Source organism: Mesorhizobium sp. B2-3-6 (assembly GCF_006442305.1).
GTDB lineage: Bacteria > Pseudomonadota > Alphaproteobacteria > Rhizobiales > Rhizobiaceae > Mesorhizobium.
Genome location: NZ_VFVW01000007.1, coordinates 64,726 through 80,156 on the forward strand (window position 1 = coordinate 64,726; position 15,431 = coordinate 80,156).

The window sequence follows — 15,431 nt, forward strand, 5'->3', positions numbered from 1 at the left end:
ACATTTCAGCGTGAGTCTTGAGCATGGAATCCAAGCGTTTTCCTCGGGTCAGTTCATTGAAGGCAGCGTCGCCCGATGACCCCGGGGTGAAGCGTTTCACGGGTGTGGACAACAAGGCGGACAGCCAGCGGGCAAGAGCAGCAGGAGCCGGCCCTTCCCCATCCCCTGTCGATCTCGGCGGCAACGAAAGCCCTGCCTGGCAAGACTATTTCTTCCTGGCGCCCAATGTGCGGTTTACGCGCACGCCGGACTATGAAGCCAGCACGCGCCGTCCGCGGGACGAGGCGATTGCCGTCGAGCAAAGCGAATCACCAGCACCGCAGGCACCTGGCCAATCCACCGCGGCTGGGACGTCTTCATCGGCGCCGATACCAAGCCGAAACCTTTCTTCGGGCGCCGCCAGGCCGCCCGTCGGCAACAGAGCGGTGGTGCAACCGGCCCCGGCCCCCGTTCCGTCAGGGCATGCCGGCGAAAAGGCGCGGGCCGCCGCTACGCCTGCGGGCCACAGGATGACTGCGGCGGCGCGGGCGTCCGCACCGGCAGCGTCCGCCCAAGCAGCGACAGCCCCGGTCAAGACGACGGCGCGCGAAAATGTGCGCTGGCCCTATCTGTCGGATCACGTCTTTTTCGAGGTCATGGCGCCCTATTTGGTCGAAGGCCCGTCACCCGCGCCTCGGGCCGTTTCGGTTGCACGCACGACCGCGCCTGTGGTCACCGAGCGGATCGACAACCGCCCCGCGCCAACGGCCGATCCGACCGCGTTGTTCCGTGTCATCGAATGCCTTCCCGGGTCGCCAGCTCCGTCCGCCGTGCCGGATGTCCGTCCGGCCAACTCCAACCAGGCCGCGGTTCAGCCGGCGGCGAACCGCGTGCCGCAGCAAGCCCGGGCTCCGGCCGCAATTCCCGCCGTCGCAAGCAATGCCGTTCCGGCACTGGTCACGCAAAGTTTGGAGCAAGCCGTACCGGCTCCGGCTGCGCGCGCATCGTCGCGAGCGCCACTGGTCGGCAGGATCGTGCCGACCGCGACGGGCGAGACGTACGAACTCCCCTCAGAAGAATTGTTGCAGCAGCCGCCGGAGGGACAAGGCTTCTACATGTCGCAGGAGCGGCTCGAGCAGAATGCCGATCTTCTGGAAAGCGTGCTCGAGGATTTCGGCGTGCGCGGCGAGATCATCCATGTTCGCCCCGGTCCGGTCGTCACTCTCTATGAATTCGAGCCGGCGCCGGGCGTCAAATCCTCCCGCGTCATCGGTCTCGCCGACGACATCGCCCGCTCCATGTCGGCGATCTCGGCGCGCGTCGCCGTCGTGCCGGGCCGCAACGTCATCGGCATCGAGCTTCCGAACGAGGCGCGCGAAACCGTCTATTTCCGCGAGCTGATCGAATCGGAGGGCTTCCGCAAGACCGGCTGCAAGCTGGCGCTCTGCCTCGGCAAGACGATCGGCGGTGAGCCTGTCATCGCCGAACTGGCAAAGATGCCCCACTTGCTCGTTGCCGGCACCACCGGTTCCGGCAAGTCGGTTGCCATCAACACGATGATCCTGTCGCTGCTCTACCGGCTGAAGCCGGAGGAATGCCGGCTGATCATGGTCGATCCCAAGATGCTCGAACTCTCCGTCTATGACGGCATCCCGCATCTTCTGACCCCGGTCGTCACCGATCCAAAAAAGGCCGTTACCGCGCTCAAATGGGCGGTGCGCGAGATGGAGGACCGCTATCGCAAGATGGCGAGGCTCGGCGTGCGCAATATCGACGGCTACAATCAACGCGCCGCCCAAGCCCGCGAAAGCGGCGAGACGGTCGTCATGACCGTGCAGGCGGGCTTCGAAAAAGGCACCGGCGAGCCGCTCTTCGAGCAGCAGGAAATCGACCTCGCGCCAATGCCTTACATCGTCGTCATCGTCGACGAGATGGCCGACCTGATGATGGTCGCCGGCAAGGAGATCGAAGGCGCCATCCAGCGCCTGGCGCAGATGGCGCGCGCGGCCGGCATTCACCTGATCATGGCGACGCAGCGCCCCTCGGTCGATGTCATCACGGGCACGATCAAGGCCAATTTTCCGACCCGGATTTCCTTCCAGGTCACTTCCAAGATCGACAGCCGCACCATCCTTGGCGAGCAGGGCGCCGAGCAGCTGCTGGGTCAGGGCGACATGCTGCATATGATGGGCGGCGGGCGCATCGCCCGCGTGCACGGCCCCTTCGTCTCCGACGTGGAGGTCGAGCATGTCGTGGCGCATCTGAAGGCGCAGGGTCGCCCCGAATACCTGGAAACCGTGACGGCCGACGAGGATGAAGAGGAAGACGAAGGCGATGAGGGCGCGGTCTTCGACAAGGGCGCCGTTGCGTCGGAGGACGGCGATACCAGCTATGACGAGGCGGTCAAGGTGGTGTTGCGCGACAAGAAGTGTTCGACGTCCTACATTCAGCGCCGCCTCGGCATCGGCTACAACCGCGCCGCGTCCCTGGTCGAGCGCATGGAGAAGGAGGGTTTGGTCGGTGCACCAAACCATGTCGGCAAGCGCGAGATCATCATGGGCCGGCGCCCGCCGGTAACCGCAGTTGAGGATGACGGCACGGATTGACCGGGCCTCTTGATCCGCAGCGCATGAAAAAGGCCGGTTGCCCGGCCTTTTTTCGTGTCGGATATAAGCTCGCTCAGCCGATTTTCTGGCCGGTCTTGGCCCAGTCGGCGAGGAAGGCGGCAAGACCCTTGTCAGTCAGCGGGTGATTGACCAGCGCCTTCAGTGTCGCGGGCGGCGCGGTGACGATATCGGCGCCGATGAGCGCCGCCTGCTTGACGTGGTTCACGGTGCGCACGGAAGCGGTCAGGATCTCGGTCTGGAAATCGTAATTGTCGTAGATCTGACGGATCTCCTGGATCACTTCCATGCCGTCGGAGCCGGTATCGTCGATGCGGCCGACGAAGGGCGAGATGAAGGAGGCGCCTGCCTTGGCGGCGAGCAGCGCCTGGTTGGCCGAGAAGCAGAGCGTGACATTGACCATGCGGTTCATCTGGGTGCGGATCGTCTTGCAGGCCTTCAATCCATCCAGCGTCAACGGCACCTTGATGGCGACATTCGGCGCGATCTTGGCCAGCACCTCGGCCTCCGCCATCATCTGCTTGTATTCGGTGGCTACGACCTCGGCCGAAACCGGACCTTCGACGATGTCGCAGATTTGCTTGGTGACCTCGGAGATCTTGCCGCCCGATTTGAGAATCAGCGACGGGTTGGTGGTGACGCCGTCGAGCAGCCCCAGATCAATCAGTTCGCGGATTTCCTTGATGTCGGCGGTGTCGGCAAAAAATTTCATGGCGGTCTCCTGACGATTTCCTCGTGCTTGGGAAGGCACGTTCAGCGTTGCCCTTTGATCTAGAGCAAAGTCGGGGCAAGGTCACGCCTCATGATCGAAGATTCGCCCTTTGTCGCAGCCGCACCGGTGCTGGTGCCGATGCCGGCCGAACGCCCCTACACCTATGCCGTGCCCGCCGGCATGCGGGTGGTGCCGGGCTCGATCGTGCGCGTGCCGCTCGGCCCCCGCCAGGTCGCCGGCATCGTGTGGGACGGCGCGGTCGAGACGGTCGACGCGAAAAAGCTGCGCCCGATCGAACAGGTCTTCGACTGTCCGCCGATCGATCGGGCGATGCGCCGTTTCGTCGACTGGGTGGCGCAGTATACGCTGTCGGCGCCGGGCATGGTGGCGCGCATGCTGCTGAGGGCGCCGGAGGCCTTCGATCCGGAACCGTGGATCGAGGGATTGCAGCGAACCGCGGCCGTTCCGGACCGGATGACGGATGCGCGGGCCCGCGTGCTGGAGACGGCCGAAGGCGGACTGGCCTGGACGCGATCCGGCCTTGCCCATGCGGCCGGCGTGTCGTCGACGGTAATCGAAGGGCTGAAGGCGCAAGGCGTGTTCGAAACGGTGATGATCCCGCCGCGGCCCGTGGTGGCGGAGCCCGACCCAGCCTACGCCGCGCCGGAATTGATGCCCGACCAGAACGAAGCCGCGCGGCTGCTGCGCGCCAATGTCGCGGGCAGCGGCTTCAACGTCGCACTGCTCGACGGCGTCACTGGTTCGGGCAAGACGGAGGTTTATTTCGAGGCGGTGGCGGCGGCACTCGACCGGGGCAAGCAGGTGCTGATCCTGCTGCCCGAAATCGCATTGACCCACGCTTTCCTCGAACGGTTCCAGCAGCGTTTTGGCGCCAAGCCCGCCGAATGGCACTCCGACCTGCCGCCGAGGATGCGCGAACGCGTCTGGCGGCAGGTGGCGGAAGGCGGCGTGCGGGTCGTGGCCGGCGCACGCTCGGCGCTGTTCCTGCCGTTCAAGGAGCTTGGCCTGATCGTCGTCGACGAGGAGCACGACCCCGCCTACAAGCAGGAAGACCGCGTCTTCTACAATGCCCGCGACATGGCTGTCGTGCGCGGCCATATAGGTGGCTTCCCCGTGGTGCTGGCATCGGCGACGCCATCGGTCGAGAGCCGCGTCAATGCCAGCCAGGGCCGCTACGCCAGGGCGGTGCTGTCCGCCCGCTTCGCCGAGGCGGCACTTCCCGACCTGAAAGCGATCGACATGCGGCGCGCGCCGCCGGCGCGCGGCGGCTTCCTGTCGCCGGTGCTGCTCGACCATATGCGACGGACGCTGGAGAGGAAGGAACAATCGCTTTTGTTCCTCAACCGGCGCGGCTATGCGCCGCTGACGCTGTGCCGCGTCTGCGGTCACCGCTTCGGTTGCCCGGTCTGCTCGGCCTGGCTGGTCGAGCACCGCTTTCGCGGCCAGCTCGTCTGCCACCATTGCGGGCACAATGAGTGCCGTCCGGAAGCCTGTCCGGAATGCGGCACGCTCGATCATCTGGTCGCCTGCGGGCCGGGCGTCGAGCGCATCGCCGAGGAAGTCGTCACACATTTCCCGGATGCGCGCACCATCGTTTTGTCGTCGGATCTGATGGGCGGCGTGCGGCGGCTGCGGCTGGAGCTGGAAGCCATCGCCAATGGCGAGGCCGATATCGTCATCGGCACGCAACTCGTCGCCAAGGGCCACAATTTCCCGAACATGACCTTGGTTGGTGTCGTCGATGCCGATCTCGGCCTTGCCAATGGCGATCCGCGCGCCGCCGAACGCACCTTCCAGCTGCTCAGCCAGGTGACCGGCCGCGCCGGGCGCACCGGCAAGAAGAGTCTCGGCCTGCTGCAGACCTTCCAGCCCGACCATCCGGTGATGCGGGCGATCGTCTCCGGCGATGCCGATGCGTTCTACGAGCGCGAGATTTCCGAGCGCGAGCGGGCGGCTCTGCCACCCTTCGGCCGGCTCGCCGGCGTCATCGTCAGCGCGGTGACGCGGGCGGAAGCCGAGGGCCATGCCCGCGCCCTGCGCCGTGCCGCGCCCGAGGCATCCGACCTGTTCGTGCTCGGGCCGGCCGAAGCGCCGCTGTCGTTGCTCGGCGGCCGTCACCGTTTCCGCCTGCTGATCCAGGGCGAGCGCCGCGCCGACATGCAAAGGTTTATCCGGACCATGCTCGCCAACGGGCCGAAGCAGCGCGGCTCGGTCCGGGTGCAGGTCGACATCGATCCGCAGAGCTTTTTGTAAGGTCGCTCAGCGTTCGCGCGGATTGCTGGTCGTGTCCTTCAGTTCGGGACGTTGCCTAAACTCTTCAGGATAGAGTCGACGGGCGTCCTCGATCGATATCACTATGGCCACGGGGCGTCCCCGCTTGGTGATTGTTGTCGGGCTGCCTTTGCTGGCTTCAGCGACCACGGCGCACAGTTCGCTGCGTGCTTTGCTGCTGGATTTTGTTTTCATCGAGTAGCCCTCAACATCGCCTTGGACTGTATCATAAGTCGCTGCAAGGAAAGGAAACCGTTTTGAAAACCCTTGGCCTTCTGGGCGGCATGAGCTGGGAATCGACGGCGATCTATTATCGCCTGCTCAACGATCTCGTGAGGCAGCGTCTCGGCGGGCTGCATTCGGCGAAATTGCTGCTGTGGTCCTTCGACTTCGCCGAGATCGCCGAGCTGCAGCATCACGGGGACTGGGACGGCGCCGGCGCGCTTCTGGTCGATGCCGCGCGCAAGCTCGAGTCAGCTGGCGCGGAAGGCCTGCTTTTGTGTGCCAACACCATGCACAAGCTCGCCGACCAGGTGCAGGCCTCGGTATCGATCCCGCTGACCCACATCGCCGACGCCACCGCAGCCGCGGTCAAGGCGGCCGGCATGCGGCGCCCGGCGCTGCTGGCAACGCGGTTCACCATGGAGCAGGATTTCTACAAGCGCCGGCTTGCCGACACATATGGATTGCAGCCGATCGTGCCGGACCAGGCAGGACGCGACATGGTCCATCGCATCATCTATGACGAGCTCTGCCAGGGCATCGTCACCGAGCCATCGAAAACCGCCTATATCGCCGAGATCAACCGCCTGCGGCGCGATGAAAATGTCGACTGCGTGATCATGGGCTGCACCGAAATCACGATGTTGATCGGCCAGCAGGATTTCGACATTCCGGTCTTCGACACGACGCGCATCCATGCTGAAGCGGCGGTCGCCTTCGCGCTCTCCTGATGCGTTTGGCCTAAAGTGCTGGCCGCCATCTGGCGCGCGGCTTTTCCTCCGCTAGAATGCCCGCGATTTCAGAGCGGCATTTACGAGGGGACACTATGGATTTTGCGTTTCCATGGCCGGTGAGCCAGGGCGAATGGCTGGCCTGGTCGAGCGCCGTCGTCACAGTGCTGCTCGGCCTGGTGCTTTTCCTGGCGCCGGGGCTTGCCTTCCGCATTCTGCGCTTGCAGGTCAAGCCGGAGAAGGCGGCGGCGATCGCCGAAGGGCGCGGCCGCATGTCGGGCTTCTATCTCGGCGTCGGCCTGTGCTGCATCCTGCTGGCGCAGCCGCTGATCTACATGGCGCTCGGCTTCTCCTGGCTGTTCACCGCCTTCGGCCGGTTGCTGTCGATGATGTCGGATGGCGCCAACACGCCCTTCAACTGGGTTTCCATCGTCGTGGAACTGGCGCTGGCGGCGTTGCCGCTTGCCTTTGCCTTCGGCTTCCTGCCCTGAATCCGCAGGCAATCCAGGGACTTCGTCCCCGGATGCGACAATAGTGCCTGAAAACCATGCGGAACGACGCATTGCGGTCTTAAAAGGCCTGTGCTAGACGGCAATCGACTTTCGGCCGGGGATAGCGGAAGCCGCGCCTCCGTGCTTGAAAAAATGCAGTAAGGTCAAAGATTTAGCCAGAGTTTTCGCTCGCGCCAACAATCTGCGGCCTGTCAGACAAGAGAAAAGACGGTCCGTGGCCCAATCGTCATCGCCAATCTCAGGTGTCGCAGAACGCTATGCGGGTTCGCTGTTCGAACTGGCATCGCAGGCGAATTCCGTCGCCAAGGTCGAAGCCGACCTCAACAGTTTCGAGGCGATGCTCGCGGGCAGCGCCGACTTGACCCGGCTGATCAACAGCCCGGTGTTCTCCAGCGAGGACCAGGCCAAGGCCATCGCGGCGATCGCCGACAAGGCCGGGATCACCGGCCTGACCGGCAATTTCCTGCGCGTCGTCGCCAAGAACCGCCGGCTGTTCGCCGTGCCCGGCATGATCAGGGCATTCCGCCAGATCGCCGCCGAACATCGTGGCGAGACGACCGCCGAGGTAACGTCGGCTCACCAATTGAGCGCTGCCCAGCAGACTGAACTCAAGGCGGCGCTGAAGAGCGTTGCCGGCAAGGACGTTTCCATCTCCGTCACCGTCGATCCGTCGCTGCTCGGCGGGCTGGTGGTCAGGATGGGCTCGCGCCAGATCGATACGTCGCTCAAAACCAAACTCAATTCGCTCAAGCTTGCACTGAAAGAGGTCGGCTGATGGACATCCGCGCCGCGGAAATTTCCGCAATTCTGAAAGACCAGATCAAGAATTTCGGCAAGGAGGCCGAGGTCTCCGAAGTTGGACAGGTGCTGTCCGTCGGTGACGGTATCGCCCGCGTCTACGGCCTCGACAATGTCCAGGCCGGCGAGATGGTCGAATTCCCCGGCGGCATCCGCGGCATGGCGCTCAATCTCGAAGCCGACAATGTCGGCGTCGTCATTTTCGGCGCCGACCGCGACATCAAGGAAGGCGACACCGTCAAGCGCACCGGCGCGATCGTCGACGTTCCGGTCGGTCCCGGCCTGCTCGGCCGCGTCGTCGACGCGCTCGGCAACCCGATCGACGGCAAGGGCCCGATCAAGGCGACCGAACGCAAGCGCGTCGACGTCAAGGCGCCCGGCATCATTCCGCGCAAGTCGGTGCATGAGCCGATGTCGACGGGCCTCAAGGCCATCGACGCGCTGATCCCGGTCGGCCGCGGCCAGCGCGAGCTGGTCATCGGCGATCGCCAGACCGGCAAGACCGCCATCATCCTCGACACGATGCTCAACCAGAAGTCGGTGCACGACAACGGCCCCGAGAAGGAAAAGCTCTACTGCGTCTACGTCGCCGTCGGCCAGAAGCGCTCGACCGTGGCGCAGTTCGTCAAGGTGCTGGAAGAGCGCGGCGCGCTCGAATATTCGATCATCGTCGCCGCCACCGCTTCCGATCCGGCGCCGATGCAGTTCCTGGCGCCGTTCGCCGGCTGCACCATGGGCGAGTATTTCCGCGACAACGGCATGCATGCGCTGATCAGCTACGACGATCTGTCGAAGCAGGCCGTCGCCTATCGCCAGATGTCGCTGCTCTTGCGCCGCCCGCCGGGCCGCGAAGCCTATCCGGGCGACGTCTTCTACCTGCACTCGCGCCTGCTCGAGCGCGCCGCCAAGCTCAATGACGACATGGGCAACGGTTCGCTGACGGCGCTGCCGGTCATCGAAACCCAGGCCAACGACGTGTCGGCCTATATCCCGACCAACGTGATCTCGATCACCGACGGCCAGATCTTCCTCGAAACCAACCTGTTCTTCCAGGGCATCCGTCCAGCCGTCAATGTCGGCCTGTCGGTGTCGCGCGTCGGCTCCTCGGCGCAGATCAAGGCGATGAAGCAGGTCGCCGGCTCGATCAAGGGCGAGCTCGCGCAGTACCGCGAAATGGCGGCCTTCGCGCAGTTCGGCTCGGATCTCGATGCCGCCACGCAGCGCCTGCTCAACCGCGGTTCGCGCCTGACCGAGCTCCTGAAGCAGCCGCAGTTCTCGCCGCTGAAGACGGAAGAGCAGGTCGCGGTGATCTTCGCCGGCGTCAACGGCTATCTCGACAAGCTGCCGGTCAACCAGGTCGGCAAGTTCGAGCATGGTCTGCTCAGCCACATGCGTTCGGCCGGCAAGGACGTCCTCGACGCCATCCGCAAGGAAAAGGCGCTGTCGGACGATCTGCGCGGCAAGCTGAAGGCCGAGATCGACGCTTTCGCCAAGACCTTCGCCTGAGCGAAGCGCCAGTCCGGATGAGACAAGACGGGATCAGGTTTGAAGCATGCCTTCATTAAAAGACCTTCGTAACCGTATCGCCTCGGTCAAGGCGACGCAGAAGATCACCAAGGCGATGCAGATGGTCGCCGCGGCGAAGCTGCGCCGTGCACAGGAGGCCGCGGAAGCGGCGCGCCCCTATTCGGAGCGCATGGGTTCCGTGCTGGCCAACATCACCCAGGCGATCGGCGGCGGTGGCGATGCCCCGGCGCTGATGACCGGCACCGGAAAGGACGACGTGCACCTGCTCGTTGTCTGCACGGCCGAGCGCGGCCTGTGCGGCGGCTTCAATTCTCAGATCGCCCGTCTTGCCCGCGACCACATCCGCAGGCTCCTGGCCGACGGCAAGCAGGTCAAGATCATCTGCGTCGGCAAGAAGGGTTTCGATATCCTGCGCCGCGACTATGCGTCGATGATCCTCGACCGGATCGACCTGCGCGAGGTCAAGACGCTCGGCTTCGTCAATGCCGACACGATCGCCCGCAAGGTCATCCACCTGTTCAACGAGGGCGGCTTCGACATCTGCACGCTGTTCTATTCGCAGTTCAAGTCGGTGATCAGCCAGGTTCCGACCGCGCAGCAGATCATTCCGGCCGCTGCTTCGTCCGCTCCGGCCGAGGCTGCTGACGGCGCCAGCGCCGTCTACGAATACGAACCCGAGCCGGGTGAAATCCTGTCCGAGCTCATTCCGCGCAACATCGCGGTGCAGATTTTCCGCGCGCTGCTCGAAAACGCGGCTGGCGAAATGGGCGCCAAGATGAGTGCGATGGACAACGCCACGCGCAACGCCGGCGAGATGATCAACAAGCTGTCGATCACCTACAACCGCCAGCGCCAGGCGCAGATCACCAAGGAACTGATCGAAATCATTTCGGGCGCCGAGGCGCTCTAGGCGCGGTTTCCCGGGGTCAACGACCTCGATCCGACCGCGCGAGAAACAAAGGACGAAAAGGGTAAAGACGATGGCGAAAGCAGCGACCCCCAAGACGGCGGCTCCCAAGGCGGCAGCCCCGGCCAAGGCGGCACCGGCAAAGGCTCCGGCCGCAGCAGCGAAGGCGGCTCCGGCCAAGAAAGCGGCAGCGCCGACCAGGGCCGCCGCGGTAAAAACCCCGGCCTTGGCCAGCAAGGCCACCGGCATCGTCGGCAAGGTCCGGCAGGTCATCGGCGCCGTGGTCGACGTGCAGTTCGGCGATCACCTGCCGCCGATCCTGAATGCGCTCGAGACCACCAATGTCGGCAACCGCCTGGTTCTCGAAGTTGCCCAGCATCTGGGTGAAAACACCGTGCGCTGCATCGCCATGGATTCCACCGAAGGCCTGGTGCGCGGCCAGGAAGTACGCGACACCGGCGGCCCGATCGCCGTGCCGGTCGGTCCGGGCATGCTCGGCCGCATCATCAACGTCATCGGCGAGCCGGTCGACGAAGCAGGCCCGGTCGACGCGGTCGAGTTGCGCTCGATCCACCAGCCGGCCCCGGCCTATATCGAACAGTCGACGGAAGCACAGATCCTAATCACCGGCATCAAGGTGCTCGACCTGCTCGCGCCCTACGCCAAGGGCGGCAAGATCGGCCTGTTCGGCGGCGCCGGCGTCGGCAAGACGGTGCTGATCCAGGAACTGATCAACAACATCGCCAAGGCGCATGGCGGCTATTCGGTGTTCGCCGGCGTCGGCGAGCGCACCCGCGAGGGCAATGACCTCTATCACGAGTTCATCGAATCCGGCGTCAACAAGAAGGGCGGCGGCGAAGGCTCCAAGGCGGCGTTGGTCTATGGCCAGATGAACGAGCCGCCGGGCGCGCGTGCCCGCGTCGGCCTGACCGGCCTGACGGTCGCCGAATATTTCCGCGACCAGGGCCAGGACGTGCTGTTCTTCGTCGACAACATCTTCCGCTTCACGCAGGCTGGTTCGGAAGTGTCGGCGCTGCTCGGCCGTATCCCGTCGGCCGTGGGCTACCAGCCCACGCTCGCCACGGACATGGGCGCCCTGCAGGAACGCATCACCACCACCACCAAGGGCTCGATCACCTCGGTGCAGGCCATCTACGTGCCGGCCGACGACTTGACCGACCCGGCGCCGGCGACCTCGTTCGCCCACCTCGACGCGACGACGACGCTCAACCGCTCGATCGCCGAAAAGGGCATCTATCCGGCCGTCGATCCGCTGGACTCGACCTCGCGCATGCTCGACCCGCTGGTGGTCGGCGAAGAGCATTATGCCGTCGCGCGCCAGGTGCAGTCGATCCTCCAGCGCTACAAGTCGCTGCAGGACATCATCGCCATCCTGGGCATGGACGAGCTGTCGGAAGAGGACAAGCAGACGGTGGCCCGCGCCCGCAAGATCGAGCGCTTCCTGTCGCAGCCCTTCTTCGTCGCCGAAGTGTTCACCGGCGCGCCGGGCAAGCTGGTCGACCTCGCCGACACCATCAAGGGCTTCAAGGGCCTCTGCAACGGTGACTACGACCACCTGCCGGAAGCCGCCTTCTACATGGTCGGCGGCATCGAGGAAGCGGTCGAGAAGGCACAGCGTCTCGCGGCTGAAGCGGCTTAATCAAGGGAATAGGGAGTAGTCAGTAGTCGGTAGTGAATGGCAGGCAGGTGACCGGGCGCAATTGCCCTTTCCCCTACTTCCCTACTCACTATTCCCTACTCGCTAAATCGACATGGCAGAAGCTTTCAAGTTCGAACTGGTCTCGCCGGAGCGCCTGCTGGTTTCCGCAGAGGTCGAGGCAGTCGTCATTCCGGGTGCGGAAGGCGAGATGACCGTGATGGCGCATCACGCACCGGTCATGACAACCATCAAGCCGGGCGTCGTCACGGTGAAGGCTGCATCGGGCGGTGAAGAGCGTTACGTCGTCTTCGGCGGTTTCGCCGACATCGTTCCGGCCGGCTGCACGCTGCTGGCGGAATCGGCTGTCGCGGTGAAGGATGTCGACCGCGCCGATCTCGCGCGCCGCATCCAGGAAGCCAGGGAAGACGCCGCCGACGCCAAGGACGACCGGTCGCGCACGAAGGCCGAACAATTCCTCAGCCAGCTCACCACGCTGGAAGGCGCCATCCTGCCGGCTTGAGGCTGGCACCAGTAGTCGACTGAAAAGCGGGGCCTTGCCTCGCTTTTTTGTTTTTAAATGCCCAATGCCGCGAAGGCCTGAGCCGGTCCGCCACGGCGCAACTGCTCGAGATGGACGGCCGCAAGGTCCATCAATCCTGGCCGCTCAGGCGCCCCGGTCGCGAAGCCGGCGAGATCGAACACTGCCGCGACGGTTTCGGCAGCGGGCAGATTCCGGTCAATGATCGCCGTCATCGGCATGTCGAGCGGATCGGTAAAATGGCCGTCGGGCAAGGATTTGCCGCGCGCTTCGCAGGCGGCGATCCAGGCGGCAACCGCCAGCATGAGATGTCCGGGCGCGGCCCCTGAATGGAGGCGCTCGATCGCGGAGGCCATGATGCGCTGCGGCAGTTTCTGGCTGCCGTCATTGGCGATCTGCGCGGTGCGGTGGGCAAGTGCTGTGTTGGAGAAACGCTGGGCAAGCTCTGCCGTATAGCTCGCGGTATCCAGCCCGGCATCGGTGGGCAGCGTCGGGATTGCCTCGGCCCACAGCGCATCGACAAAGCGCCTGATCGCCGGATCGGCGAAGGCGCGGTCGACGGTGGCGTGTCCGCTGAGCAGGCCGAGATAGGCAATGGCCGAATGCGCACCGTTGAGCAGTCTCAGCTTCATGTCCTCGAAGGGCCTGACATCCCCGACCATGGTGACGCCGAACTTTTCCCAGGCCGGGCGGCCTGCCGGAAAATTGTCCTCGACCACCCACTGGCGGAACGGCTCGGTCATGACCGGCCAGGCGTCGTCGACGCCGAGCTCGAGAGCGATCCGCGCCCGGTCGGCATCGGTCGTGGCCGGCACGATGCGATCGACCATGCTCGAGGGAAACGCGACCTCGTCGGCGATATGGCCGGCAAGCCTGGTAGCGCCCTTCTCACCGAGGCTGGCATCGCGCAGCGTGGCGAATTCCACCAGCAGCCTGTGCAAGGTCGCCCCGTTGGCAGGCAGGTTGTCGCAGCAGAGCACGGTGAAGGGCTGCACGCCGGCCGCGCGACGGCGTGCAAGCGCCTCGGCCAGAAAACCGTGCGCGGTCTTCGGCAGATGCGGGTTCGCCAGATCGTGGGCGATATCAGGGTGGGCTGCGTCGAGCCCGCCGCCGGCGGCCCGCAGATAGGCTTTCTCGGTGATGGTCAGCGTCACGATGCGGGTGCGCGGATCGGTCAGCGCGGCCAGCACGGCGGCGGGATCTTCCGGCGCCACCAGCATCGCGCCGATGGAGCCGATGACATGAAGACTTTCCTCGCCCCCGCTGCGGATCGCCAGCGTGTAGAGCCCGTCCTGCGGCGCCAGCGCATCGCGCGTGTCGGCACTGCGCAGCGACACGCCGACGATGCCCCAATCCGTCTCTCCGGCAGCCAGGCAATCGTCGACATAGGCTGCCTGGTGGGCGCGATGAAAGGCGCCGACCCCCAGATGCACGATGCCTTGCGTGACCGATGCGCGATCAAAACGCGGCACGGCGATCCTGGCCGGCAACGTCGCGATCGTATCCTTCGAAAGACGCCTGTTCATTGCTGTGCGAAGTCCCCGATTGGCCTTTGGGAGCCGCCCCGTAGGGTCGGCGAAGGAAAACGGCAGCGGCGTAACATCCACTGCCGTCCCACACAATGGCCGGTTGCCGATCCAAAGTCATCATACAACAATCCATTTTTTGTATGTTGACATTATTTCCTTGCGACCCTACCGATAACGCCTCATGGGGAGGATCACCGTGGCAGTGACCGATGCGGATTTGCTGCTTAGCACCGACGCGCGTCCACGCTCGCTCGCCCGCACCGGATGCTGACCGAAATGGCCAAGATTGAGCAGGGATGACGGGCTGGTGATGCGCCGGCTCTGAGCCGGCGCCTTGATTTTTGAAAAGGGAGGAAGTCATGTTGCATTTTTCGAAATTGACGGCGGCTACATTCGCGTTCGGCTCGCTGCTGATCGGCATCGCCAACGCGCAAACCGTGCTGCGGTCGGCCGACACGCACCCCGACGGCTATCCGACGGTCGAGGCGGTAAAATACATGGGCGAGCTGATCAAGCAGCGCACCGATGGCCGCTATTCGGTCGAGGTCTATCATTCGGCGCAGCTCGGCGAGGAGAAGGACACGATCGAGCAGACCCAGACCGGCGTCATCGACCTCAACCGTGTCTCGATGGGGCCGTTCAACGGCATCGTGCCGGAAACCGCGGTGCCGTCGCTGCCCTACATATTCCGCTCGGTCGAACATATGCGTCATGTCATGGACGGGCCGATCGGCGACGACATACTGAAAGCCTTCGAGGCACATGACCTGGTCGGTCTGGCATTCTACGATTCCGGCGCGCGCTCCTTCTACAACACCAAGAAGGACATCGCCTCGATCGCCGACCTGAAGGGCATGAAATTCCGCGTCATCCAGTCGGACGTGTTCGTCGACATGGTCAACGCACTGGGCGCCAACGCCACGCCAATGGCTTATGGCGAAGTCTATTCGGCACTTGAGACCGGCGTCATCGACGGCGCGGAAAACAACTGGCCGAGCTTCGAATCCGCCAAGCACTATGAGGTCGCCAAGCACTACACGCTCGACCAGCACCAGATCGTTCCGGAGGTGCTGGTGATGGCGAAGGCGAGCTGGGACAAGCTCTCGCCGGAAGACCAGGCGGTCGTGCGCCAGGCGGCCAAGGACAGCGTCGTCAAGATGCGCGAACTGTGGGACGCGCAGGAGAAGAAATCCCGCGACATCGTGGAGAAGGCAGGCGTCAAGGTCAGCGAGATCGACAAGCAGCCGCTGATCGACGCGATGAAGCCGGTCTATGACAAATATCTGTCGACGCCGGCGCTGAAGGATCTCGCCGCCCGCGTCCAGGCAACCAAGTGAAGTCGGCCGCGGGGCGGGCAATGCATGCCGTCCCGCGCCTTCGTGACCGGCCGGAGATCGGGA

At 64.5% G+C, this 15,431-nt stretch carries 13 protein-coding genes; 10 read left to right on the forward strand and 3 right to left on the reverse strand.

All coding sequences use genetic code 11. The features are described 5' to 3' along the window. Window positions 1–23 precede the first annotated feature (23 nt). Window positions 24–2,585 (forward strand): DNA translocase FtsK, encoded by a 2,562-nt coding sequence (locus FJ953_RS20395; RefSeq protein ID WP_140554876.1) that lies wholly within the window; start codon window positions 24–26, stop codon window positions 2,583–2,585. Between the two features lie 73 nt (window positions 2,586–2,658). On the opposite strand, the gene fsa is transcribed toward FJ953_RS20395, so the two are convergent. After that, window positions 2,659–3,315: a fructose-6-phosphate aldolase gene (gene fsa, locus FJ953_RS20400; RefSeq protein WP_140518241.1), complete on the reverse strand. Its 657-nt coding sequence runs from the start codon at window positions 3,313–3,315 to the stop codon at window positions 2,659–2,661. A gap of 90 nt (window positions 3,316–3,405) precedes the next feature. On the opposite strand from fsa, the gene FJ953_RS20405 reads away from it, so the two are divergent. Continuing rightward, entirely contained in the window at window positions 3,406–5,589 is a 2,184-nt protein-coding gene (locus FJ953_RS20405; protein ID WP_140554877.1) for a primosomal protein N', read from the forward strand. Window positions 5,590–5,595: 6 nt separating this feature from the next. Here FJ953_RS20405 and FJ953_RS20410 read toward each other — a convergent pair whose 3' ends face one another. Beyond that, window positions 5,596–5,802: a type II toxin-antitoxin system prevent-host-death family antitoxin gene (locus FJ953_RS20410; RefSeq protein ID WP_140492958.1), complete on the reverse strand. Its 207-nt coding sequence runs from the start codon at window positions 5,800–5,802 to the stop codon at window positions 5,596–5,598. Between the two features lie 62 nt (window positions 5,803–5,864). Between FJ953_RS20410 and FJ953_RS20415 the strand changes: the two genes are divergently transcribed. From FJ953_RS20415 to FJ953_RS20450, 7 genes are all read left to right on the forward strand, one after another. After that, window positions 5,865–6,560 (forward strand): aspartate/glutamate racemase family protein, encoded by a 696-nt coding sequence (locus tag FJ953_RS20415; protein ID WP_140624954.1) that lies wholly within the window; start codon window positions 5,865–5,867, stop codon window positions 6,558–6,560. 95 nt (window positions 6,561–6,655) lie between these two features. Next, a complete protein-coding gene (locus FJ953_RS20420; RefSeq protein ID WP_140518245.1) occupies window positions 6,656–7,051 on the forward strand; it encodes a DUF4345 family protein in 396 nt (131 codons plus the stop codon). Window positions 7,052–7,286: 235 nt separating this feature from the next. Continuing rightward, window positions 7,287–7,847 carry a F0F1 ATP synthase subunit delta gene (locus tag FJ953_RS20425; protein WP_140492968.1) on the forward strand — a complete coding sequence of 187 codons (561 nt, stop codon included), beginning with the start codon at window positions 7,287–7,289 and terminating at the stop codon, window positions 7,845–7,847. Next, on the forward strand, window positions 7,847–9,376 hold the full coding sequence (gene atpA, locus FJ953_RS20430; protein WP_140492971.1) for a F0F1 ATP synthase subunit alpha: 1,530 nt from the start codon (window positions 7,847–7,849) through the stop codon (window positions 9,374–9,376). The genes FJ953_RS20425 and atpA overlap by 1 nt, the downstream gene beginning before the upstream one ends. Window positions 9,377–9,422: 46 nt before the next feature. Next, window positions 9,423–10,307 (forward strand): F0F1 ATP synthase subunit gamma, encoded by an 885-nt coding sequence (locus FJ953_RS20435; RefSeq protein ID WP_140492974.1) that lies wholly within the window; start codon window positions 9,423–9,425, stop codon window positions 10,305–10,307. A 70-nt stretch (window positions 10,308–10,377) separates the two neighbouring features. Continuing rightward, window positions 10,378–11,964 carry a F0F1 ATP synthase subunit beta gene (gene atpD, locus FJ953_RS20445; RefSeq protein WP_181175036.1) on the forward strand — a complete coding sequence of 529 codons (1,587 nt, stop codon included), beginning with the start codon at window positions 10,378–10,380 and terminating at the stop codon, window positions 11,962–11,964. Between the two features lie 112 nt (window positions 11,965–12,076). Further along, window positions 12,077–12,484, forward strand: coding sequence for a F0F1 ATP synthase subunit epsilon (locus tag FJ953_RS20450; RefSeq protein WP_140492977.1), 408 nt, complete (start codon window positions 12,077–12,079; stop codon window positions 12,482–12,484). A 53-nt stretch (window positions 12,485–12,537) separates the two neighbouring features. On the opposite strand, the gene FJ953_RS20455 is transcribed toward FJ953_RS20450, so the two are convergent. Continuing rightward, complete coding sequence (locus FJ953_RS20455; protein WP_140624955.1) at window positions 12,538–14,028, reverse strand: mannitol dehydrogenase family protein; 1,491 nt, start codon at window positions 14,026–14,028, stop codon at window positions 12,538–12,540. A 362-nt stretch (window positions 14,029–14,390) separates the two neighbouring features. Here FJ953_RS20455 and FJ953_RS20460 point away from each other — a divergent pair, with 362 nt between their 5' ends. Further along, entirely contained in the window at window positions 14,391–15,368 is a 978-nt protein-coding gene (locus tag FJ953_RS20460) for a TRAP transporter substrate-binding protein (protein ID WP_140624956.1), read from the forward strand. Window positions 15,369–15,431 lie beyond the last annotated feature (63 nt).